Origin of the sequence: Streptomyces sp. NPDC059828 (assembly GCF_042731955.1) — a bacterium.
GTDB lineage: Bacteria > Actinomycetota > Actinomycetes > Streptomycetales > Streptomycetaceae > Streptomyces.
On the sequence record NZ_JBHWIW010000009.1, the window covers coordinates 101,199 to 123,312 of the forward strand.

At 68.7% G+C, this 22,114-nt stretch carries 20 protein-coding genes; all 20 read right to left on the bottom strand.

What is annotated here, in order from left to right:
* Positions 1 to 3: 3 nt before the first annotated feature.
* Entirely contained in the window at positions 4 to 450 is a 447-nt protein-coding gene (locus ACFV6V_RS08210) for a DUF2550 domain-containing protein (RefSeq protein ID WP_385560857.1), read from the bottom strand.
* Between the two features lie 145 nt (positions 451 to 595).
* Positions 596 to 967: a F0F1 ATP synthase subunit epsilon gene (locus ACFV6V_RS08215; protein WP_361279280.1), complete on the bottom strand. Its 372-nt coding sequence runs from the start codon at positions 965 to 967 to the stop codon at positions 596 to 598.
* A 155-nt stretch (positions 968 to 1,122) separates the two neighbouring features.
* On the bottom strand, positions 1,123 to 2,568 hold the full coding sequence (gene atpD / locus ACFV6V_RS08220; protein ID WP_361279277.1) for a F0F1 ATP synthase subunit beta: 1,446 nt from the start codon (positions 2,566 to 2,568) through the stop codon (positions 1,123 to 1,125).
* Positions 2,568 to 3,491, bottom strand: a complete 924-nt coding sequence (locus ACFV6V_RS08225) for a F0F1 ATP synthase subunit gamma (protein WP_385560862.1) — start codon at positions 3,489 to 3,491, stop codon at positions 2,568 to 2,570. The genes atpD and ACFV6V_RS08225 overlap by 1 nt, the downstream gene beginning before the upstream one ends.
* A gap of 20 nt (positions 3,492 to 3,511) precedes the next feature.
* The gene (gene atpA, locus ACFV6V_RS08230) at positions 3,512 to 5,110 is read right to left on the bottom strand and encodes a F0F1 ATP synthase subunit alpha (protein WP_385560865.1); all 1,599 of its coding nucleotides are present in this window, start codon (positions 5,108 to 5,110) and stop codon (positions 3,512 to 3,514) included.
* Positions 5,111 to 5,272: 162 nt separating this feature from the next.
* Positions 5,273 to 6,088 carry a F0F1 ATP synthase subunit delta gene (locus tag ACFV6V_RS08235; RefSeq protein WP_361279271.1) on the bottom strand — a complete coding sequence of 272 codons (816 nt, stop codon included), beginning with the start codon at positions 6,086 to 6,088 and terminating at the stop codon, positions 5,273 to 5,275.
* Positions 6,085 to 6,639 (bottom strand): F0F1 ATP synthase subunit B, encoded by a 555-nt coding sequence (locus tag ACFV6V_RS08240; RefSeq protein WP_385560868.1) that lies wholly within the window; start codon positions 6,637 to 6,639, stop codon positions 6,085 to 6,087. Before ACFV6V_RS08240 ends, ACFV6V_RS08235 begins: the two co-directional genes overlap by 4 nt.
* A gap of 41 nt (positions 6,640 to 6,680) precedes the next feature.
* A complete protein-coding gene (atpE, locus tag ACFV6V_RS08245) occupies positions 6,681 to 6,938 on the bottom strand; it encodes an ATP synthase F0 subunit C (RefSeq protein ID WP_361279267.1) in 258 nt (85 codons plus the stop codon).
* 78 nt (positions 6,939 to 7,016) lie between these two features.
* The gene (atpB, locus tag ACFV6V_RS08250; protein WP_361279265.1) at positions 7,017 to 7,826 is read right to left on the bottom strand and encodes a F0F1 ATP synthase subunit A; all 810 of its coding nucleotides are present in this window, start codon (positions 7,824 to 7,826) and stop codon (positions 7,017 to 7,019) included.
* 225 nt (positions 7,827 to 8,051) lie between these two features.
* Positions 8,052 to 8,489, bottom strand: coding sequence for a hypothetical protein (locus ACFV6V_RS08255; RefSeq protein WP_385561050.1), 438 nt, complete (start codon positions 8,487 to 8,489; stop codon positions 8,052 to 8,054).
* A 317-nt stretch (positions 8,490 to 8,806) separates the two neighbouring features.
* Complete coding sequence (locus tag ACFV6V_RS08260; RefSeq protein ID WP_385560871.1) at positions 8,807 to 10,168, bottom strand: MraY family glycosyltransferase; 1,362 nt, start codon at positions 10,166 to 10,168, stop codon at positions 8,807 to 8,809.
* A gap of 157 nt (positions 10,169 to 10,325) precedes the next feature.
* Complete coding sequence (gene glyA, locus ACFV6V_RS08265; protein WP_385560874.1) at positions 10,326 to 11,648, bottom strand: serine hydroxymethyltransferase; 1,323 nt, start codon at positions 11,646 to 11,648, stop codon at positions 10,326 to 10,328.
* Positions 11,649 to 12,092: 444 nt separating this feature from the next.
* Positions 12,093 to 12,740 carry a protein-tyrosine-phosphatase gene (locus tag ACFV6V_RS08270; RefSeq protein WP_385560877.1) on the bottom strand — a complete coding sequence of 216 codons (648 nt, stop codon included), beginning with the start codon at positions 12,738 to 12,740 and terminating at the stop codon, positions 12,093 to 12,095.
* Positions 12,741 to 12,768: 28 nt separating this feature from the next.
* Entirely contained in the window at positions 12,769 to 13,416 is a 648-nt protein-coding gene (locus ACFV6V_RS08275; RefSeq protein ID WP_385560881.1) for an L-threonylcarbamoyladenylate synthase, read from the bottom strand.
* Between the two features lie 96 nt (positions 13,417 to 13,512).
* The gene (gene prmC, locus ACFV6V_RS08280; protein ID WP_385560884.1) at positions 13,513 to 14,394 is read right to left on the bottom strand and encodes a peptide chain release factor N(5)-glutamine methyltransferase; all 882 of its coding nucleotides are present in this window, start codon (positions 14,392 to 14,394) and stop codon (positions 13,513 to 13,515) included.
* Between the two features lie 77 nt (positions 14,395 to 14,471).
* On the bottom strand, positions 14,472 to 15,545 hold the full coding sequence (gene prfA, locus ACFV6V_RS08285) for a peptide chain release factor 1 (protein ID WP_385560887.1): 1,074 nt from the start codon (positions 15,543 to 15,545) through the stop codon (positions 14,472 to 14,474).
* A 152-nt stretch (positions 15,546 to 15,697) separates the two neighbouring features.
* The gene (gene rpmE / locus ACFV6V_RS08290; RefSeq protein ID WP_361279249.1) at positions 15,698 to 15,922 is read right to left on the bottom strand and encodes a 50S ribosomal protein L31; all 225 of its coding nucleotides are present in this window, start codon (positions 15,920 to 15,922) and stop codon (positions 15,698 to 15,700) included.
* A gap of 225 nt (positions 15,923 to 16,147) precedes the next feature.
* On the bottom strand, positions 16,148 to 17,239 hold the full coding sequence (locus ACFV6V_RS08295) for an LCP family protein (protein WP_385560890.1): 1,092 nt from the start codon (positions 17,237 to 17,239) through the stop codon (positions 16,148 to 16,150).
* A 396-nt stretch (positions 17,240 to 17,635) separates the two neighbouring features.
* Positions 17,636 to 19,495, bottom strand: coding sequence for a trypsin-like serine protease (locus ACFV6V_RS08300; protein ID WP_385560893.1), 1,860 nt, complete (start codon positions 19,493 to 19,495; stop codon positions 17,636 to 17,638).
* A 281-nt stretch (positions 19,496 to 19,776) separates the two neighbouring features.
* The gene (gene rho, locus ACFV6V_RS08305; RefSeq protein ID WP_385560896.1) at positions 19,777 to 21,774 is read right to left on the bottom strand and encodes a transcription termination factor Rho; all 1,998 of its coding nucleotides are present in this window, start codon (positions 21,772 to 21,774) and stop codon (positions 19,777 to 19,779) included.
* Positions 21,775 to 22,114: the final 340 nt, after the last annotated feature.

The following is a 22,114-nucleotide window of genomic DNA, read 5'->3' on the forward strand; positions in this document are numbered from 1 at the left end:
ACCTCACGCAACGTTGACTCGCTGGCCGGGAGGCGCCGCCTCCAGCCAGGCGAGGAAACCGGTGAGCGCATCCTCGCTCATCGCCAGCTCCAGCCGGGTCCCCCGGTGCAGACAGGCCAGGATCACGGCGTCGGAGAGCAGCGCCAGCTCCTCTTCGCCCGCCGGCAGCCGGCGCGCCAGCACCTCGATCGCGGCGCGTTCCAGCACGCGGCGGGGGCGGGGTGCGTACGAGAACACCCGAAACCACTCGATCCGGTCCCCGCTGTAGCGGGCGACCCCGTATACCCAGCCCTTACCGGAGTGGTCGTCCTTCTCCGGCACGTTCCAGCGCAGGCTGCAGTCGAAGGTGCCGCCCGAGCGCTGGATCAGCCTGCGGCGCAGACCGAAGACAAACAGCCCGACCAGCACCAGCGCGACCACCAGACCGCTGACGAGCAGAGCGAGGACCATCTCCACCGACCTCCTCGTTTCGTCCCGTAGCGGTATTCGGTATCAGACCTGCGCCCTACACCTGCACGTGCATTGCCTCAGCCGCGACCCGGTCTGGAGAAGTCCAGCCTGGCCGCGGCTGAGGGTGGTACATGGTCTCGGAGCGCTAGTGCACCGCGACCGCGCGCAGCCGGACCTCGGCGCGCCGCTCGGCAGCAGCGTCGTCGTCCGCCTTGGCGCGCTCCAGCGCACGCTCCGCGCGCTGCTGGTCGATCTCGTCCGCCAGCTCGGCGATTTCCGCGAGCAGCGACAGCTTGTTGTCGGCGAAGGAGATGAAGCCGCCGTGTACAGCGGCGACGACCGTTCCCTCGCTGGTACGGATGGTCACCGGGCCCGACTCCAGCACACCGAGCAGCGGCTGGTGGCCGGGCATGACGCCGATGTCGCCGGACGTGGTGCGCGCGACGACCAGGGTGGCCTCGCCGGACCAGACCTTGCGGTCGGCGGCGACCATCTCGACGTGCAGCTCAGCAGCCAAGGGTGGCTCCTCGGGTCACCACCCAGCGGTTCCGCCGGGTGTTGGGTCATAAGTCTAGTAGGGCTCGGGCGCGGGAAACGCCCGGGCGTGTGCGAAGGGGGGCGGGACGGCACCCGCCCCCCTTCAAGAGTCAGCTCACCGTTACGTCAGCGTACTCAGGAGACGCCGAGGTCCTTCGCGTTGGCCTTGAGGTCCTCGAGGCCACCGCACATGAAGAACGCCTGCTCCGGGAAGTGGTCGAACTCGCCGTCGCAGATCGCGTTGAACGCGGCGATCGACTCGTCCAGCGGCACGTCCGAACCGTCCACGCCGGTGAACTGCTTCGCCGCGTGGGTGTTCTGGGACAGGAAGCGCTCGACACGACGGGCGCGGTGCACGACGAGCTTGTCCTCTTCGCCGAGCTCGTCGATACCGAGGATCGCGATGATGTCCTGGAGGTCCTTGTACTTCTGCAGGATCCCCTTGACGCGCATGGCGGCGGAGTAGTGGTCCTGCGAGATGTAGCGCGGGTCCAGGATGCGGGACGTGGAGTCCAGCGGGTCCACCGCGGGGTAGATGCCCTTCTCGGAGATCGGACGGGACAGAACCGTCGTCGCGTCGAGGTGGGCGAAGGTGGTGGCCGGCGCCGGGTCGGTCAGGTCGTCGGCGGGGACGTAGATCGCCTGCATCGAGGTGATCGAGTGACCGCGGGTCGAGGTGATGCGCTCCTGGAGGAGGCCCATCTCGTCGGCGAGGTTCGGCTGGTAACCCACCGCGGACGGCATACGGCCGAGCAGGGTGGACACCTCGGAACCGGCCTGGGTGAAGCGGAAGATGTTGTCGATGAAGAACAGCACGTCCTGCTTCTGCACATCGCGGAAGTACTCCGCCATGGTCAGACCGGCCAGGGCGACGCGCAGACGGGTGCCCGGGGGCTCGTCCATCTGACCGAAGACCAGCGCGGTCTTGTCGAGAACGCCGGACTCCTCCATCTCCGCGATGAGGTCGTTGCCCTCACGGGTGCGCTCACCGACACCGGCGAACACGGAAACACCCTCGTGCAGCTTGGCCACACGCATGATCATTTCCTGGATGAGGACGGTCTTGCCCACACCCGCGCCACCGAACAGGCCGATCTTTCCACCCTTGACGTACGGGGTGAGAAGGTCGACGACCTTCAGGCCGGTCTCGAACATCTCGGTCTTCGACTCGAGGTCCTCGAACTTCGGAGCCTTGCGGTGGATCGCCCAGCGCTCGGTCTCCTGGCCGTTCGCCTCGGGCTCGTTCAGCACCTCACCGAGGGTGTTGAACACCTTGCCCTTGGTGAAGTCGCCGACCGGGACGGTGATGCCCGCGCCCGTGTCGGTCACCGCGGCCTGGCGGACCAGACCGTCGGTGGGCTGCATCGAGATGGTGCGGACCACGCCCTCGCCGAGGTGCTGGGCGACCTCGAGCGTGAGCGTCTTGGTGGTGCCCGGGTTCGCCGGGTCCGGCACGTCGACGTTCAGGGCGTTGTAGATCTCCGGCATCGCGTCGACGGGGAACTCCACGTCGACGACCGGGCCGATGACCCGGGCGACGCGGCCAGTGGCCACGGCGGTCGGCTCAACAGTGGTGGTCATTAGTAGTCACTCCCCGCGGTCGCGTCGGCCAGGGCGCTCGCGCCACCGACGATCTCGCTGATTTCCTGGGTGATGTCGGCCTGGCGGGCCGCATTGGCAAGTCGGGTGTACGTGTTGATCAGGTCACCGGCGTTGTCGGTGGCCGACTTCATCGCCTTGCGCCGGGACGCGTGCTCGGACGCGGCGGCCTGAAGCAGGGCGTTGTAGATACGGCTCTCGACGTAGCGCGGGAGAAGGGCGTCGAGGACGTCCTCCGCCGACGGCTCGAAGTCGAACAGCGGGAGGATCTCGCTCTTCCCGCCCTCCGTCTCGGCTTCGCCGTTCCCGTCGAGGCTGAGCGGCAGCAGCCGGTTGTCCACCGGGGTCTGCGTCAGCATCGAGACGAACTCGGTGAACACGATGTGGAGCTCGTCCACACCGCCCTCGGCCGTGTCCTTCTCGATCGCCTCGATCAGGGGCGCCGCGACCGCCTTGGCGTTCGCGTACGACGGGTTGTCGGTGAATCCGGTCCACGAGTCCGCGACCTTCAGCTCACGGAACCCGTAGTAGGCCACGCCCTTGCGCCCGACGATGAACGTGTCGACCTCCTTGCCCTCCGCGCGCAGCCGCTCGGTGAGCCGGGCAGCCGCCTTGATGGCGTTGGAGGAGTAGCCGCCGGCCAGACCGCGGTCGCTCGTGATGAGCAGGACCGCGGAACGAGCCGGGGACTCGGCCTCCGTGGTGAGCGGGTGCTTGGTGTTCGACCCGGTCGCCACCGCCGTGACCGCGCGGGTCAGCTCGGTCGCGTACGGCGTGGAGGCCGCCACCTTGCGCTGCGCCTTGACGATGCGCGAGGCGGAGATCATCTCCATTGCCTTGGTGATCTTCTTCGTCGCAGTAACCGACTTGATGCGACGCTTGTAGACCCGGAGCTGGGCTCCCATGAGTCAGGTCCCTTCCGTCGTCACTTCGAGACGTTGACGGCGGCCGGGGCTTCCTCACCGAGCAGCTTGCCGTCCGACGTCTCGAACTGATTCTTGAAGGCGGCGATCTCCTCCGCGACCTTCTCGAGAGTGTCGTCGGACATCTTCCCGCCCTCACGGATGCTGGTCATCAGCGAACCGTGCTCGCGGTGCAGGTAGTCCAGCAGCTCGCGCTCGAAGCGGCGGATGTCCTCGACCGGAACATCGTCCATCTTGCCGGTGGTGCCGGCCCAGATCGAGACGACCTGGTCCTCGGTGGAGTACGGGGCGTACTGCGCCTGCTTCAGCAGCTCGACCATGCGCTTACCGCGCTCCAGGGCGGACTTGGACGCGGCGTCCAGGTCGGAACCGAAGGCGGCGAACGCCTCCAGCTCGCGGTACTGGGCGAGGTCCACACGGAGCCGGCCGGAGACCTGCTTCATGGCCTTGTGCTGGGCGGAGCCACCGACACGGGAAACCGAGATACCGACGTTCAGGGCCGGGCGCTGGCCGGCGTTGAACAGGTCGGACTCCAGGAAGCACTGGCCGTCGGTGATGGAGATGACGTTGGTCGGGATGAACGCCGAGACGTCGTTGGCCTTGGTCTCGACGATCGGCAGACCGGTCATCGAACCGGCACCCATGTCGTCGGAGAGCTTGGCGCAGCGCTCCAGCAGACGGGAGTGCAGGTAGAAGACGTCACCCGGGTAGGCCTCACGGCCCGGCGGGCGGCGCAGCAGCAGCGACACGGCGCGGTAGGCGTCGGCCTGCTTCGACAGGTCGTCGAAGATGATGAGGACGTGCTTGCCCTCGTACATCCAGTGCTGGCCGATGGCCGAACCGGTGTACGGCGCCAGGTACTTGAAGCCGGCCGGGTCGGACGCCGGGGCGGCGACGATGGTCGTGTACTCGAGGGCGCCGGCCTCCTCCAGGGCACCGCGCACGGACGCGATGGTGGAGCCCTTCTGGCCGATGGCGACGTAGATGCAGCGGACCTGCTTGTTCACGTCGCCGGAGCGCCAGTTGTCGCGCTGGTTGATGATCGTGTCGATGGCCAGAGCGGTCTTGCCGGTCTGACGGTCACCGATGATCAGCTGACGCTGACCACGGCCGACCGGGGTCATCGCGTCGACGGCCTTGTAGCCGGTCTCCATGGGCTCGTGCACCGACTTGCGCTGCATGACCGTGGGGGCCTGCAGTTCAAGGGCGCGGCGGCCCGAGGTCTCGATCTCGCCGAGGCCGTCGATCGGGTTGCCGAGCGGGTCGACCACACGGCCGAGGTAGCCCTCGCCGACGGCGACGGACAGCACCTCGCCGGTGCGCTGGACCGGCTGGCCCTCCTCGACACCGCTGAACTCGCCGAGAACGATGGCACCGATCTCGCGCTCCTCGAGGTTGAGGGCGAGACCGAGTGTGCCGTCCTCGAACCGCAGCAGTTCGTTGGCCATGGTCGAGGGAAGACCCTCGATCTTCGCGATGCCGTCGCCGGCAAGGCTGACCGAACCGACCTCCTCGCGCGAGGCCGCGTCCGGCTTGTACGCCTGGACAAAGTTCTCCAGCGCGTCCCGGATCTCCTCCGGCCGGATCGTGAGCTCCGCCATCTGGGTTCCCTGCTCTCCTTGTTGGGCCCGAAGTTTCTTTGGGGGTCTGGGGCTGTATCCCTCAGCGGCTTCGCCGCGGGACCCCCAGGAATCCTCTGCGGCCCAACCGGGCCGCTGTGCCATGCGTGTTTCTGTTGTGGCCTGGTCGCCTGTGGTGACCGGTCAGCCGCTGATACGGCGCTGCGCCTCGGCGATCCGGTCAGAGATCGTGCCGTCGATGACCTCGTCGCCGACCTGCACCGAGATCCCGCCGAGGACCTCGGGGTCCACGTCCAGGTTCAGGTGCATCTCGCGGCCGTACAGCTTCGCCAGCACGGCTCCGAGGCGCTGCTTCTGCTGGTCGCTCAGCGGCACCGCGGAGGTGACGACGGCGACCACGCGGTTGCGGCGCGACGCGGCGAGCTTGGAGAGGGACTCGAGTCCCTGTTCCAGGCTACGTCCCCGGGGCGCGGTCACCAGACGGATGACCAGGCGCGCGGTGACCGGGTTGGCCTTGCCACCCAGCAGCCTGCGCAGCAGGTCGCCCTTGGCGGCCGCCGTGGCGGACCGGTCGGTCAGCGCGGCCCGCAGCTCGGGGCTGGAGGCGACGATCCGGCCGAACCGGAACAGCTCGTCCTCGACGTCGTCCAGTGCCCCGGCCCGCTGGGCAGCGATGAGGTCGGCGGAGTTCGCCAGCTCCTCGATCGCGTCCACCAGGTCCCGGGACCGGGACCAGCGGGAGCGGACCATGCCGGAGACCAGGTCGACGGTCTCGCCGTCCACCTGACCGCTCAGCAGTCGCGCGGCCAGCTCGGCCTTGGCCTCGCCGGCCTGCGCCGGGTCGGTCAGGACCCGACGCAGCGACACCTCGCGGTCGAGCAGAGCGGTGACGGCGGCCAGCTCCTCGGCGAGCTTCGCAGCGTCGACCGACGTGTTGTCGGTCAGCGCGTCGAGACGCTCACGCGCAGCAGCCAGTGCCTCGCGGCTCGCTCCGTTCATCGGGCGGCCCCAGTCGACTCCGCCTTGTCCTCGAGCTCGTCGAGGAAGCGGTCGATGGTGCGGCTCTGGCGGGCGTGGTCCTCGAGGGACTCACCCACCAGCTTGCCGGCCAGGTTGGTGGCGAGCCTGCCGACGTCCTGGCGCAGCGCGGTGGCCGCGGCCTTGCGGTCGGCCTCGATCTGGGCGTGACCGGCGGCGACGATCTCCTCGCGCTGCCGCTGGCCTTCCGCGCGCATCTCGGTGATGATCGCGGCGCCCTGCTCTGTCGCCTCCTGGCGCAGACGAGCGGCCTCGTGACGGGCCTCAGCCAGCTGAGCCTTGTACTGCTCGAGGACACTCTGGGCCTCGATCTGGGCCGATTCGGCCTTCTCGATGCCGCCCTCAATGGCCTCGCGACGCTCGTCCAGAACCTTGTTGATGTTCGGGAGGAGCTTCTTGGCGAGGAAGCCGAAGACGATGGCGAAGGCGATCAGGCCGATGACGAGCTCGTCGAGATGCGGGAGCAGAGGATTCTGCGCTTCCTCAGCCTGCGCAAGAAGCAGAGCTTTCACATCAGTGCCTTCCGTGAAGGGGGTTGGGCTGTCGGTCCGGCTTACTGGTAGACGAAGCCCATGACGATGCCGATGAGGGCGAGCGCCTCACAGAAAGCGAAGCCCATGATCTGGTTGGTGCGGATCAGACCAGCGGCCTCGGGCTGACGGGCGAGGGCCTGGGTGCCGTTACCGAAGATGATGCCGACGCCGACGCCGGGGCCGATCGCGGCGAGGCCGTAACCGATGGAGGCGACGTTGCCGACGACGTTCTCCCTGGCACCGGCGGCGAGGTTGACCATCTCGAGAGCAGCGGACATGCCGTTACTTCCTTCTCTTTCACGAACCGGTGGGGGTTGGCCACCGATGATTGCTGGTATCGGGGTGAGCGGGCTGGCTCAGTGGTGCTCGGCGAGCGCGCCCTGGACGTAGCTGGAGGCCAGGAGCACGAAGACGTACGCCTGGACGGCCTGGATGAAGAGCTCGAAGGCGGTCATCACGATGACCATGACGAACGAGGCGCCGGCGTAGACGAAGCCGAGGCCGTTCATCAGGTACCAGGTGGCCAGAGTGAACATCACGATCAGCAGGTGACCGGCGAACATGTTCGCGAACAGTCGGACCGCGTGCGTGAAGGGCCGGATGATCAGGTTCGAGAAGAACTCGAGGACCATGATCAGCGGCAGGATCGCGCCGAGCGACTTGTCGTAGCCCAGGATGTTCTTCCAGCCGCCCACGAAGCCGTGCTTCTTGAAGGTCAGGGAGACCCAGAGCACGTAGACCATCAGGGCCAGACCGGCCGGGAAGGCGATCAGCGAGGTCACGGGGAACTGGGCGAGCGGGATGATGGACCAGAGGTTCATGATCCATACGAAGAAGAACAGCGAGACCATGAAGGGGACGTACTTCTCGCCGTCCTTCTTGCCGATGATCTCGTAGACGATGCCCCGGCGTACGAAGTCGTATCCGGACTCGCCGACCATCTGGAGCTTGCCCGGGACGACCTTGGGCTTGCCGAAGGCGGCCCAGAAGAACGCGACGACCACGATCGAGCTCAGCAGCGCGAGCAGCATCGGCTTGCTGAACTCGAAGCCACCCACGGTGAAGATGGGCTCGTACAGGAAGGTGTGCAGGCCCGGAGCAGGGAATCCACATCCGGAGAAGATGTGGCAGCTCGCGTCAAAGGCAAGCGTCTGGTCAGCACTCACCGCGGGCTCCTTCAGCGTGGCGCATAGGTACGGCAACCTCGTTGTGTCGGCGCGGCACACAGCCGCGGGTCGGCACTGGACTGGTCTTGCAGGTAAGGGGGCGGCAGTTCGGCATCATGCCTCGCGCTGGGACAGGCGTCAGCTGTGATGCCCGCGCCCGCAGTGCCGCAGTTGGCACCGGACGATAGCAGGATCGTGAACGGGCATTTATCCCGCCCCTACCCCTCATGCCGTCGACCCAGTCTTCTCGGGCCTTTCGGCCGTCGAGGACTCGGGGTCGACGTAAAGGATCTTGGCCTTCATGTAGGCGCGGGCCTGCGCGGCGACCCAGACGATGGTCGTCGCGAGCAGGGTGAAGGCCATGGCCTTCGAGTCGAACAGCGTGGTGCCCCGGAAGGCCGCCATGAACACGAACAGCAGCAGCAGTTGGGCTGTGTAGAGCAGCAGCCCCATCGCCTGGAACAGGTGCGGGAATTGCTTGGCGGTGCGCTGGAGCACCAGCATCCCGGCACCCATGAAGGCGATGACCACCACGGTGCCGACGACCGCTCCGACGGCACCCTTTCCCCCGGCGACCACCCCGCTCACAACCGTCGCGATCACGCCGACGGCGGTGGTGGGTACGGCGGCCTGGAGGACTGTGCGGGCGTCGTTGGACAGCATGGCGGCAGCTCCGCTGAGTGGTGGGGGCAGTGGTGTCGTCATGGACGAGCGTAGAGCCGGTCCGAGGCGAGTCTCGGGGCCAAGGGAACCGTCGCACTACGGTCCTTCGGCTCTGTATCCGGTTCTCGTGAACCGTATCACAAACTATTTGAATAGGTCTTTACCCAGAGATGTGCCAACTCTCACACATGAGAGTGACCGCGCGCGTGTGTGCACGACAGAAGGGTTGTTTGTCTGGTATTAGCCGCGAATGTGCTGCGCGAGTCCGCGCAGTCGCGCTCTTGCGGGCCGCGCGGGCCGGCCGCGCGGCCCTTCCGTCAACTTGGCGTTCCGGCCTTACGCCGATCCGTGAACCGCGAACGGGCGCCGATGGCCGTTGCCCCGTTGATCCCCGCAGGAACCGGAACCCGTTCCTCCGAGTCTTTCGCGCCCTCCGCGTCGAGCAGAGCCGCCGTGATCCCGTCCAGTTCCTCGTACGGCGGCGCGGTCGCGGACCGCACCCTCCCGGGGCGGCGACGGCGGTAGCGCGGCGGTACGAAGGCTTCAGCCCATCGCGGCGCCCGCGGAGTGAAGCGTGGCAGCAGCAACAGGACGAGTCCGAGAGCGCTCAGCACCACGATCGCGAACACGATCCACATCGAGGCGCTGTGCACCGAGTACAGCACCACACCGAAGGCGATCAGCGCCGACCAGAAGTACATGATCAGGACGGCACGGCTGTGCGAGTGCCCGATCTCGAGCAGCCGGTGGTGCAGGTGGCCGCGGTCGGCGGCGAACGGCGACTTCCCGTTCCAGGTACGGCGGACGATCGCCAGCAGCAGATCGGCGAGCGGGATCGCGATGATGGTCAGCGGCAGCAGCAGCGGGATGAAGACCGGCAGCGCCGCGTGCGTGGCCTCTCGCGTACCGCCCTCGAAGAGCTTCAGCGCGTCCGGGTCCACCTGGCCCGTCACCGAGATCGCGGACGCCGCCAGCACCAGTCCGATCAGCATGGATCCCGAGTCGCCCATGAAGATCCGCGCGGGATGCATGTTGTGCGGGAGGAAGCCCAGGCACATGCCCATCAGGATCGCGGCGAACAAGGTCGCGGGAGCGGCGGCCTCGATGGTGTAGCCGTACCAGATGCGGTACGCGTACAGGAAGAACGCGGCGGTGGCGATGCACACCATGCCCGCCGCGAGGCCGTCGAGGCCGTCCACGAAGTTCACGGCGTTGATGGTGATGACCACCAGGGCGACCGTGAGCAGGGTGCCCTGCCACTGTGTGAGTGCGACCGTGCCGATGCCCGGGATCGGCAGCCACAGGATCGTCAGGCCCTGGACGACCATCACGCCGGCGGCGATCATCTGGGCACCCAGCTTGATCAGCGCGTCGATCTCGAACTTGTCGTCAAGCACACCGATCAGCCAGATCAGCGCGGCGCCCGAGAGCAGAGCGCGCGGCTCGTTGGAGAGCTCGAAGACGCTGTTGAGGTTGGACAGGTGGTCCGCGACCAGCAGCCCCGCGCACAGGCCGAAGAACATGGCGATGCCACCGAGCCGCGGAGTCGGTTCTCGGTGTACGTCGCGGGCGCGGATCTCCGGCATCGCTCCGGTCGCGATGGCGAACTTCCGCACCGGACCGGTGAGCAGGTAGGTCACCGCGGCCGTGACACAGAGCGTCAGCAGGTAATCACGCACGGGCTGCCCCACAGGTATCGCTGGCCATCTAAGCCCCACACCCTAGCTTTGTTGGCCCTGTGAGTGAGGACTTCCGGATGGTGAGGTCGGTTGCACCAGGCTCGATTCTTGCTCGAACCTCAGCTCGGCAGGGGCCCGAACCAGGCTCGGCCAGGGTTCAGTAGGGCGGGAAACCTCCGGCCAGTTCCCGCACCTCTTCGCGTATGCGGCGTGCATCATCGCCGCCTCCCGGTGCCCGAAGCGCCAGGCCGAAAAGCATCGCTATCCGGGCCATCTCCGCCTCGCCCATGCCCTGGGTGGTGACGGCCGCGGTGCCCAGCCGGATCCCTCGGCCGTCACCGTAAGGAAGCGCACACGTGTCCAGGACCATCCCGGCGGCGGCGAGCCGGCCTCGGACCATGCGCCCGTCCAGATCCAGGGGCGCGGGATCCGCCGTGATCAGATGCGTGTCCGTGCCCCCCGTGGTGACGGCGAAGCCCTCCTCGGCCAAGGCCCCGGCGAGCACCTGGGCGTTGGCCACGACCTTGCGGGCGTACTCCGCGAAGGCAGGCGTGGCCGCCTCGCCGAAGCCGACCGCCTTGGCGGCGATGGTGTGCATCTGGGCGCCGCCCTGGGTGAACGGGAAGACGGCCCGGTCGATGCGCTCGCCGAGATGGCTTCCGCACAGGACCATCCCGCCGCGTGGGCCGCGCAGCACCTTGTGGGTCGTGGCGCACACGACATCCGCGTACGGGACGGGATTCGGCGCCACTCCCCCGGCGATCAGGCCCATCGGATGGGCCGAGTCCACGATGAGATACGCGCCCACCTCGTCGGCGATCTCGCGGAACGCCGCGTAGTCGGGGTGCCGTGGATAGGAGATCGACCCGCAGACGACAGCCTTGGGCCGGTGCTCCCGGGCCAGCCCGCGGATCTGCTCGTAGTCGATCAGACCGGACTCGGCGTCGACGCCGTACGGGACGAAGTCGAACCAACGACCGGAGAAGTTGGCCGGGGAGCCATGGGTCAGGTGTCCGCCGAAGGCCAGGCCCATCGCCAGCACCGTGTCCCCGGGGCGCAGCAGGGCGGCGTAGGCAGCGAGCACCGCGGACGAGCCGGAGTGCGGCTGTACGTTCGCGTGCTCCGCGCCGAACAGGGCCTTCGCACGGTCGACGGCGATGCGCTCGGCGGTGTCGACGAGCTCGCAGCCTCCGTGGTAGCGCGTGCCCGGGTAGCCCTCGGCGTACTTGTTGGCGAGCCGTGAGCCGAGTGCGGCGAGCACGGCGGGCGAGGCGAAGTTCTCGGCGGCGATGAGCTGCAGGCTGTCCGACTGCCTCACCGACTCGCCACGGATGACCTCGGCTATCTCCGGATCCTGCCGGCGCAGTGCCTCGAGCTCGGGCGAGCGGGCGGCGGAGGCCGACCCGTGCGACGGGGCCGGCGCGTGCGACACGGCTGAGGCGTGCGACGCGGCTGATGCTTCAGTGCTGCTGACCGGCATCGTGTGCTCCGGGCATCAGAAGGGCTCGTGCGATCCAATGTAGGCCGGTACGAGCCCGGCTGCGCGCCCGTTCCGCGATTTCGGTCCGGACCGAGGGCGGTCCCGTCATCCCGAGTGGATCAGTGCGCGGCGTCGGGTGCACGGGGTCCCCCGGCCCTCCGGGGGCCGGACCGTCGCAAGGCGGTGAGGCCCTCCCACCGAAGGGACGAGGAGGGAGGCCGTCCTCGTGCCGGGCATGTCCTGGCGACCCGACATCGCAGCGTGGGCGAAGCCAGAGGGGGTGCCGTAGCCGACGTCGTGCGCCGGCTGCGGATTGCGGGACAGCCCTCAAGGCCGGGTCCCGACGGACGGGGCCCCTGGACGCCTCCAGGACGTCGGGCGCCGCCTCTCAGCGGCTCCGCGGGGGGGGGCGTTCCCCCGGACGGCAGCCGCGCGGCACGCCCGTCAGCGGCCTGCGGGCACGCCGGTGAGCGCCGTCACCACCGGGTCCAGCGCCTGGTTGATCTCGTCACCGATCGAGCGGAAGAACGTGATCGGCGCGCCGTACGGGTCGTACACCTCGTCCGCCTCCGCGCTCGGCGCGAGCAGCCAGCCGCGCAGCGCGGCGGCGGCCCGCACCAATGCCCTGGCCCGCTCCACAAAGCCGTCGCAGCGCGGATCCGGCAGCGTCGCCGGGTCTATCGCGCGGACCAGCCGGGTGAACTCCTTCAGCGTGAACGTGCGCAGTCCCGCGGAGTGGCCCATGGAGATCACCTGCGCGCGGTGGTCACGCGTCGCCGTCAGCACCAGATCGGCCCGGATGACGTGCTCGTCGAGCAGCTCCCGCCCGGTGAAGCCGCTCGGGTCCGCGCCGAGGTCGGTCAGCACCGTCTCGGCGTTGGGTTCCATGGGGGCGCCCTCGTGCCCCCACGTGCCCGCGCTCTCCACGATCAGCCCGCCGGCCAGCGGGTCCCCGAGCCGGTGGCTGAGGGCATACCGGGTCAGCCGCTCGGTGATCGGCGAGCGGCAGACGTTGCCCGTGCTGACGTGAAGGATCCTGAAGGTGTCGACGCCGTTCGCCACACCTATGCCACGCCCCTCAGGGGCGATCACTGGGCCGGTCCTCGGTCGTGCGCCGCACTCATGGCGCCACCTCGAGGTCGGGTACCACCTTCCGCAGCTCGTCCGCGTCGAGCGCCCCGGCACGCAGCAGCACCGGGATCTTCCCGGAGACGTCGACGATCGAGGACGGCACGATGCCGGGGGTCGGTCCGCCGTCGAGGTACACGGAGACGGAATCGCCGAGCATGTCCTGCGCGGCCTCGCAGTCCTCGGGCGCCGGGTGCCCGGTCAGGTTCGCGGAGGACACCGCCATCGGGCCGACCTCCGTGAGCAGCTCGATCGCGACCGGGTGCAGCGGCATCCGGATGGCGACCGTGCCCCGGGTGTCGCCCAGGTCCCACTGCAACGACGGCTGGTGCCTGGCGACCAGCGTCAGCGCGCCCGGCCAGAACGCGTCGACAAGCTCCCAGGCCTTCTCGGAGAAGTCCGTGACCAGACCGTGCAGGGTGTTCGGCGAGCCGATGAGCACGGGTGTGGGCATATTGCGGCCACGACCCTTCGCCGCCAGCAGATCGCTGACGGCCTCGCTGCTGAACGCGTCCGCGCCGATGCCGTACACGGTGTCGGTGGGGAGCACCACGAGCTCGCCGCGGCGCACGGCCGACGCCGCTTCGCGCAGACCAGTGGTGCGATCCGTCGCGTCGTTGCAGTCGTATCGCCGAGCCATCAGCGGGCCTCCTCGTATGTGGTCACTCGTTCTCCCCCTGTTCGTCGGCCGGGGAGACCCCCACCGGGGCGCCGCACATCACCAGGTGCGGGCACGTCACGGCATCGCCTTGCGCGCGGTCGCGAACCGCGGGCGCTTGTTCAGGTCGGGGTGGTCGGCCGCGTCCGCCCAGCCGGCCTCCTCGTTGAAGATCCACGGCACCTGACCGCCCTGGGTGTCGGCGTGCTCCACGACGACAAGGCCTCCGGGGCGCAGCAGCCGATGGGCGGTGCGCTCGATGCCACGGATGGTGTCGAGGCCGTCCTCGCCGGAGAACAGCGCCATGTCCGGATCGTGGTCGCGTGCCTCGGGGGCGACGTACTCCCACTCCGTGAGGGGGATGTACGGCGGATTGGAGATCACCAGGTCGACCTGGCCGTCGAGCTCGGGCAGGGCGCGCAGCGCGTCCCCGTGGTGGACGCTGACCCTGGAGCCCTCGGCGTTCTTGCGGGTCCAGTTGATCGCGTCGTCCGACAGCTCCACGGCGTGCACGCGGGAACGCGGCACCTCCTGCGCGATGGCGAGGGCGATGGCCCCGGAGCCCGAGCACAGGTCCACGACCAGCGGCTCGACCACGTCCATCGCCCGCACGGCGTCTATGGCCCAGCCGACGACGGACTCGGTCTCGGGTCGCGGCACGAACACACCGGGGCCCACCTGGAGCTCCAGATAGCGGAAGAAGGCCCGTCCGGTGATGTGCTGGAGCGGTTCGCGGGCCTCGCGGCGGGCGATCGTCTCCCAGTAGCGGGCGTCGAAGTCCGCGTCCTTGACCAGGTGCAGCTCACCGCGCTTGACGCCGTGCACGAACGACGCCAGCTCCTCCGCGTCGAAGCGGGGCGAGGGCACGCCGGCGTCGGCCAGCCGCTGGGTGGCCTGGGCCACCTCGGCGAGCAGCAAGGATCGGGGGTACGGGGGTCGTCCCCCCGGGAGCGACTGCACGCTGGTCCTCCGGGCCGGTCGGTTCTGTCTTGCTCGGCTAACTACTGGACGTTCTCGGCTCGCCCGCCCCGTAACGCTTACGCGGCGGCGAGCTTCGCGGCGGAGTCGGCGTCGACACAGGCCTGGATCACCGCGTCCAGTTCCCCGTCGAGCACCTGGTCCAAGTTGTACGCCTTGAATCCGACGCGGTGGTCCGAGATCCGGTTCTCCGGGAAGTTGTACGTACGGATCTTCTCGGAGCGGTCCACGGTGCGGACCTGGCTGCGGCGGGCGTCGGCGGCCTCCCGCTCGGCTGCCTCCTGCGCGGCGGCGAGCAGCCGGGAGCGCAGGATACGCAGGGCCTGCTCCTTGTTCTGGAGCTGGCTCTTCTCGTTCTGGCAGGACGCGACGACGCCGGTCGGCAGGTGCGTGATGCGCACCGCGGAGTCGGTGGTGTTGACGGACTGCCCGCCGGGGCCCGAGGAGCGGTAGACGTCGATCCGCAGGTCGTTGGGGTTGATCTCGACATCGACCTCCTCGGCCTCGGGCGTGACGAGCACACCCGCTGCCGAGGTGTGGATTCGGCCCTGGGACTCGGTGGCCGGCACCCGCTGCACGCGGTGCACGCCGCCCTCGTACTTCAGCCGCGCCCAGACGCCCTGACCGGGCTCGGGAGTGGCATTGCCCTTGAGCTTCACCGCGACCTGAACGTCCTTGTAGCCGCCGAGCTCGGACTCGGTGGCGTCGATGATCTCGGTCTTCCAGCCCACGCGCTCGGCATAGCGCAGATACATGCGCAGCAGATCACCGGCGAAGAGCGCCGACTCGTCGCCACCCGCGCCCGCCTTGATCTCCAGGATGACGTCCTTTTCGTCGCTGGGGTCGCGCGGGACGAGCAGCAGCCGCAGCTTGTCGGTGAGCTCCTCGCGCTGCTTGTCCAGCTCCTTCACCTCGGCGGCGAAGTCGGGATCGTCGTTGGCGAGCTCACGGGCCGTCTCGATGTCGTCCCCGGTCTGCTTCCAGGAGCGGTACGTGGCGACGATCGGGGTCAGCTCGGCGTAGCGCTTGTTGAGCTTGCGCGCGTTGGCCTGGTCGGCGTGGACCGCGGGGTCGGCGAGCTTGCTCTCGAGATCGGCGTGCTCGCCGATCAGTTCCTCGACCGCCTCGAACATCGGGGGCTCCTGGTATGCGTACGAAAGTGCTGCGGGGACGACGCTGTCGCCGGTCCGGGGTGGTGTCCGGGCCCTCGCGGAGAGCGGTGACGGCAAAGCGCCGGTCCCGGCCGCCCCGCGCAGGGGTGGCCGGGAACCGGCGCAGTGGCTCGCTACTTGTTGGCGGAGCCGGCAGCCTTGCCGAAGCGGGCCTCGAAGCGGGCCACACGGCCACCGGTGTCGAGGATCTTCTGCTTGCCCGTGTAGAACGGGTGGCACTCGGAGCAGACCTCGGCACGGATGGTGCCGCTGTCGATGGTGCTGCGAGTGGTGAACGACGCGCCACAGGTGCAGCTCACCTGGGTCTCGACGTACTCGGGGTGGATGTCGCGCTTCAAGGGTTTCTCCTAGATTTCGGGAGGGCACCGGGTCGCACGCGCGGGGTGCGCGTACGTGAACCGGGGCCGACGTACCAGTCTGCCAGGACCGGCCGTATCTCCCAAAACCGGGGTGAGGCAGCAGCTATTCCCGGCTTCCCCGGACGGGATCGTCCGCCTGCTCCGAGGCCGCGTCGGCGGGCCACGTCGGCCCTCGTCGTCGGCCCAGTCGGTGCTGCCGCACGCCTACCGCACGACGCCCTTCGCCTCGCCCTCGACGGCGCCCTCGGTCGCGGAGGCGGGGATCGGCTTGTCCGCGGCGAGGGCCTTCCAGACCTGCTGGGACTGCTTCTCGAGCGGCTTCACACGGTTGGGGTCGATCTTGTCGTACTGGACGGGCAGCGTGATCATGTTGACGTCGTCGGCGCCGAGGCCCTTGAGGCCGTTCGCGAAGCTGATGAGCTCCTTGACCGAGTCGAGCTCCGAGTCCGGGGTGATCGCCTTGGTGGCGCTGTCGGCGAGGCCGTACAGCTTGTCCGGGCTGCTGAACACTCCGACGCTCTTGACCTGCTGGATCAGCGCCTTGATGAACGCCTGCTGGAGCTGGATCCGCCCCAGGTCGCTGCCGTCGCCGACGCTCTTACGGGTACGGACGAGTCCGAGGGCCTGCTCGCCGTCGAGGGTGTGGGTGCCCGGTTCGAGATCGAGATGGCTCTTGCCGTCCTTGATCGCCTTGCTGGTGGTGACCTTGACGCCGCCCAGCTCGTCGATGATCTTCTTGAAGCCGGTGAAGTCGACCTCTATGTAGTGGTCCATGCGTATGCCGGACATCTGCTCGACGGTCTTGACCGCGCAGGCGGGGCCGCCGGCCTGGTACGCCGTGTTGAACATGGCGCGGGACTGGCCGCTGGCCTCGTTGCCGTCGCCGTCGGTGCAGTCCGGGCGGTCTATGAGGGTGTCGCGGGGCACGGAGACGACCGCGGCCTTCTTGTGGCCCTCGTAGACGTGCACGATCATCGCGGTGTCGGAGCGCGCGCCGCCCTCGTCCGTGCCGTACTCGGAGTTGGCGCCCGCACGGGAGTCGGAGCCGAGGACCAGGATGTCCATCGAGCCGTTGTCCACGTCGTCGGGACGGTCGGTGCCGAGCTGGGCGTTGATGTCGACGCCCTGGATGTTGCCGTTGAGCTTGAAGTAGAGGTAGCCGAGACCGGATCCGCCGACGAGCACCAGACCGCCGGCCACCCAGGCGGTGGCCGTCACGGCGCGGCGCCCTCCCGTGGGCGGCTTGCGGCGCTTGCCGGTCGCGCGTATTCGACTGCCCTTGGTCTGATCGGCCATATCCCCTCGAGTCCTTGTCGGTCCTCTGTCCCCGCCGTCGCGTTCCCGCATGGTTTGTCCACCATGTCAAATTTTGTTACGCCACTTGTATGACGGCGGGGCGATGAGAAGGGTTGCACAGGGGCCTAAGAGGACCGTGAGAGTCATGTAGCGACCGCGGGAGAAGAACCTGTGCGTTCCCTGTGAAATGGCGCACACAGACCCCCGTTCACCTGCGGTTTCCGCGGCGATCTGCAAGACGCGGCTCCGCGCCCACCGCCGGGCTCCGAGGCCGGCGTGTGGCGAACGTCCCACCGGTGAGTGCGGAGGGCGGCTCAGAAACGACGGTGCCCGCCGTGCGTGACGCACGGCGGGCACTCGTACCCGGACCGACTGCCAGGTCGGGCTCAGCAGGACTCAGCCGAACAGGTTGTACGCCTGCCAGCCGGTACCGAAGTCCTTGCGGGCGCCGAAGATCCCGCCGGAGGACTTGCCGTTGCCCGGGTAGAGCCACATCTTGCCGGTGGAGTCGCGGACCAGCAGGTCGGCATGGCCGTCGCTGTTCACATCGCCCACGGTGATCAGGGCGTTGAAGCTGCTCGGGCTGAACTTGCCCACCAGGACGCGGGGCTCGAACGCCGTGGTCTTGCCGTTGCCCTTGTAGAGGTAGGTGGATCCGTCCGAACCGCGGGCGATCAGGTCGGGCTTTCCGTCAGCGGTGAAGTCGCCGTGGCCGCGGACCATGCCGTACTGGCTCCAGCCGCCGCCGAGCTTGACGGGTGCGCCGAAGCCGCCGTTGCCCTTGCCCGCGTAGAGGTAGAGGTAGCCGGTGGAGTTCACGGTGAGGAGGTCGGGGAGCTCGTCGCCCGTGACATCGCCGGGCAGCACGAACTGCTTGTTCTTGGCCCAGCCGGTGGACAGCAACTTGCGCTGCCACTCCTTCTGCGAGGGCACGTAGTGGTCCCAGTAGACCGAGCCGTTGCTCGCGCGGACCACGATGTCCTCGATGTCATCGCGGTTCAGGTCGCCCTGGACCAGCATGTTATAGCCGCCGAAGTAGCCCTCGTTGAGCGTGCGGCTGAACGACGTGACCTTGGAGGTCCAGCCGAACAGGGTGTTGTCCGAGGCCCTGCGGGCGAGCAGGTCGGCGGTGTGGTCTTTGCCGCTCCAGTTGGCGTCGTCGACCCGGGACTGGACCGGAGCGGAGTACGTCGACATCTTCGCGTACACGCCGTACTTGCCCTCGGCCGAGCAGTCGATGTCACCCCAGGAGACAACACCGGCGAGCTTGCCGTTGACGACGAGCGGGCCGCCGGAGTCGCCGTTGCAGGTGGTCTCGGTGGTGGCGTCCTCCCCGGTCGGGGCGGCGCCGGCGCAGAGCATGTGGCCCTTGACGAACTTGGCGGCCGTCTCCGTCGCCTCCGGGTAGGCGGCGGCGCAGGAGGTGTCCGAGACGATGTCGGCGTCGGCGACCTTCAGCACGTCCGAGGCGCTGTTCGGCTCGGTGGAGCTGGTGCGGCCCCAGCCGTAGACCTTGCCGTCGTTGCCCGCCTTGTACAGGTCGCCGTCGGAGGGCTGCGCCAGCGCCAGCGGCTTGACGGAGACCGCCTTGTCCAGCGTGAGGACGGCCACGTCGTTGTCGATGTCGATGGCGTCGTACGACGGGTGGTCCCACTGACGGTAGGCGCCGCGGACCTGGCCACCGTGCGCGTTCATGGTGCCATCGTCGTTCAAGGTGGCCATCTGGTCGGTGCCGACGATGACCGCACCGTTCAGGTACCACTTGATGCCCTTGACACAGTGCGCCGCGGTGGCGACCTTCGTCGGGGCGATGACCGCGCCACCGCAGAAGTAGCCGTTGCCCGCGGCATCCCAGAAGTGGAGCTGGGCCATCCACGGCGCCTGGGAGATCGTGGTCTCCGCGCCGCCGATGATGCGCGCGCTCGGCGCGCTGCGGGCGGCCGCGCCGGAACCGGCGGACTCGGTGGCCTTGCCGGACTCGGAGGGAGCGGCGGACTCGGGCTCCGGCTGCTTGACGAGCGTGCGCTTGCTCCGCTGGTCGGCCTTGATCGCGGCCGCCACGCGCTCGCCCAGCTCGGCCTTCGACAGCGGGGCCCGCACCTCACCACCGATCGGCGTCACGGCCTCGCCGGCTTCCGCCGAGTCCGATCCGGTGAACGCGATGCCCGCTCCTGCGAGCGCGACTGCTGCGGCCACGGCCGGGAGCGCGAGCTTCAAACGGCGCTTGTGCCGGCCACCACGGGTGCGTATCTGCACTCGTAACCCCTCGTGAGAACCGGCGGAGCGCAACCGCCCACCGGAAGAACTGTGCTCGTGGTGGGGCACCGCACAGGTGTGGGCAGCACGGCCATCGAGGCCCCCCGACCTCGGCGATACTGCGTGGTGGAATGCCCCCCACGTCGATCAGCAGATGATACGCACGTCAACTACAGGTTGACCAGTGCGGGATGGTACTCAGAACAACAAGGCCGCCCCATCACTCGAAAGTGATGGGGCGGCCTTGTGAGCGCTCCTACGAGCGGACCGGTGATCCGACGTCAGTCGCCGTTGCCCGGCGCCGGGGTCGTCTTCTGGATCTGGAGCAGGAACTCGGCGTTCGACTTCGTCTGCTTCATCTTGTCGAGCAGCAGCTCGATCGCCTGCTGCGAGTCGAGCGCGTGCAGCACCCGGCGCAGCTTCCAGACGATCGCGAGCTCGTCGCTGCCGAGCAGGATCTCCTCCTTGCGGGTGCCGGACGCGTCGACGTCCACCGCGGGGAAGATGCGCTTGTCGGCGAGCTTCCGGTCGAGCTTGAGCTCCATGTTGCCGGTGCCCTTGAACTCCTCGAAGATCACCTCGTCCATGCGCGAGCCGGTGTCGACCAGCGCAGTGGCGAGGATGGTCAGCGAACCGCCGTCCTCGATGTTGCGCGCGGCACCGAAGAAGCGCTTCGGCGGGTAGAGCGCGGTGGAGTCGACACCACCGGACAGGATGCGTCCGGAGGCCGGGGCCGCCAGGTTGTACGCACGGCCCAGACGGGTGATCGAGTCCAGCAGGACGACCACGTCGTGACCCAGCTCGACCAGGCGCTTGGCGCGCTCGATGGCCAGCTCGGCGACGGTGGTGTGGTCCTCGGCCGGGCGGTCGAAGGTCGAGGAGATGACCTCGCCCTTGACCGACCGCTGCATGTCGGTGACCTCTTCCGGACGCTCGTCGACAAGGACGACCATCAGGTGGCACTCGGGGTTGTTGTGGGTGATCGCGTTGGCGATCGCCTGCATGATCATGGTCTTGCCGGTCTTCGGCGGGGCCACGATCAGGCCTCGCTGGCCCTTACCGATCGGCGACACGAGGTCGATGATGCGGGTGGTCAGCACGCCCGGGTCGGTCTCCAGACGGAGCCGGTCCTGCGGGTAGAGCGGGGTCAGCTTGTTGAACTCCGGGCGGCCACGGCCGGATTCGGGCGCCATGCCGTTGACGGAGTCGAGACGGACCAGCGCGTTGAACTTCTCGCGGCGCTCGCCCTCCTTGGGCTGGCGGACCGCACCGGTGACGTGGTCACCCTTGCGCAGACCGTTCTTGCGCACCTGCGCAAGGGACACGTACACGTCGTTCGGGCCGGGCAGGTAGCCGGAGGTCCGGATGAACGCGTAGTTGTCGAGGATGTCGAGGATGCCCGCGACCGGGATCAGGACGTCGTCCTCGGCAACCTGCGGCTCGCTGGCGAACTCCTCGCGGCCACGGCGGCCACGGCGGTCGCGGTAGCGGCCACGGCGGCCGCGCCGGCCGCTCTCGTCGTCGAAGTCGTCCTGGGGGCCCTGCTGCTGACGCTGACCGCCGCCCTGCTGCTGACGCTGGCCGCCGCCCTGCTGGTCGTCGCCCTTGCCACCCCGGCGGTCACCGCGGTCTCCGCGCTCACGCTGACGGTCGCGCTGGCGGTCGCCGCGCTCACCTCGGTCGCGCTGGCGGTCGCCCCGGCGGCCCTCGGCGGTGTCGGTGGCGGCTTCGGCCTGGGTGTCCGTCTTGGCCTCGGCGCGCACCTCGGTCTTGACGTCGCCCTTCGCCTCCGCCGCGGTCTCGCCCTCGGGGCTGCCCGCGGGCGACGTGGCACGGCGGCGACGGCGCTCGCCGGCCGGGGCGTCATCGCTGGCCGGCTGGCCGGGGATGTCGATCTGCTGCTGGGCCACGGCCTTCTTCTCGGCCTTCGGCTCGGCTGCCGCGGCGCTGTCGTCGCCGGTGCGGGCCTTGGAGGTGGCGCGGCGCTTCGGCTTGGTCTCGGCCGCGGCGTCGGCGCCCTTGGCCGGGGAAGCGGCCTGTCCGCCGCCGGCCTGGGCCTCCTTGATGACCTCGATCAGCTGGCTCTTGCGCATCCGCGCGGTGCCCCTGATGCCGAGGCCGGACGCGACCTGCTGAAGCTCGGCCAGAACCATGCCATCGAGGCCAGTGCCGGAGCGGCGGCGCCGTGCGGTGGTGCCAGAGGCAGCACCTGCGGCGGGCGCGGTGGTGTCGACACTCTTGTCGGCAGTCACGCCCATCAGATCGGTGGTGTCGCTCACGAAGGGTCCTTCCCTGGAGCGGACGTCGGCCTTCTGGCTCGGCGACCGGTTGTGCTGTCCGGCGTTGGTCCGTGATCTTTCGGATCGTGGACCGAAGCCGGGGCGGTAGTCCCGCCGGGTAGGCGGAGGAAATGTACGTGCTAAGTCGGCCCGAGCCCCCTGCTCGGCCCTCTCCCGGGATGAGCGAGGGGTGTCGTGCCGTTTCCGGAGCGTGCTCGAAACTGCTCAGGCAGGCTGCTCAGGCAGTTGGGGAGGCTCCCGGAAGAATGGGTGGTCCCGGATCGGGACACAAAGCACCGCGCCACAAGAATGTGGGCTGCGTACTTGAGGTTAACACTAC

Coding starts and splice junctions, on each gene's coding strand:
- atpD (WP_361279277.1), bottom strand. CDS start 2,568: ATGACCACCACTGTTGAGCCGACCGCCGTGGCCACTGGCCGCGTCGCC.
- ACFV6V_RS08275 (WP_385560881.1), bottom strand. CDS start 13,416: ATGGCTCGGCGATACGACTGCAACGACGCGACGGATCGCACCACTGGT.
- atpA (WP_385560865.1), bottom strand. CDS start 5,110: ATGGCGGAGCTCACGATCCGGCCGGAGGAGATCCGGGACGCGCTGGAG.
- ACFV6V_RS08235 (WP_361279271.1), bottom strand. CDS start 6,088: ATGAACGGAGCGAGCCGCGAGGCACTGGCTGCTGCGCGTGAGCGTCTC.
- ACFV6V_RS08255 (WP_385561050.1), bottom strand. CDS start 8,489: ATGCTGTCCAACGACGCCCGCACAGTCCTCCAGGCCGCCGTACCCACC.
- glyA (WP_385560874.1), bottom strand. CDS start 11,648: ATGCCGGTCAGCAGCACTGAAGCATCAGCCGCGTCGCACGCCTCAGCC.
- atpE (WP_361279267.1), bottom strand. CDS start 6,938: ATGTCCGCTGCTCTCGAGATGGTCAACCTCGCCGCCGGTGCCAGGGAG.
- ACFV6V_RS08225 (WP_385560862.1), bottom strand. CDS start 3,491: ATGGGAGCCCAGCTCCGGGTCTACAAGCGTCGCATCAAGTCGGTTACT.
- ACFV6V_RS08295 (WP_385560890.1), bottom strand. CDS start 17,239: ATGGCCGATCAGACCAAGGGCAGTCGAATACGCGCGACCGGCAAGCGC.
- ACFV6V_RS08210 (WP_385560857.1), bottom strand. CDS start 450: ATGGTCCTCGCTCTGCTCGTCAGCGGTCTGGTGGTCGCGCTGGTGCTG.
- prfA (WP_385560887.1), bottom strand. CDS start 15,545: ATGTTCGAGGCGGTCGAGGAACTGATCGGCGAGCACGCCGATCTCGAG.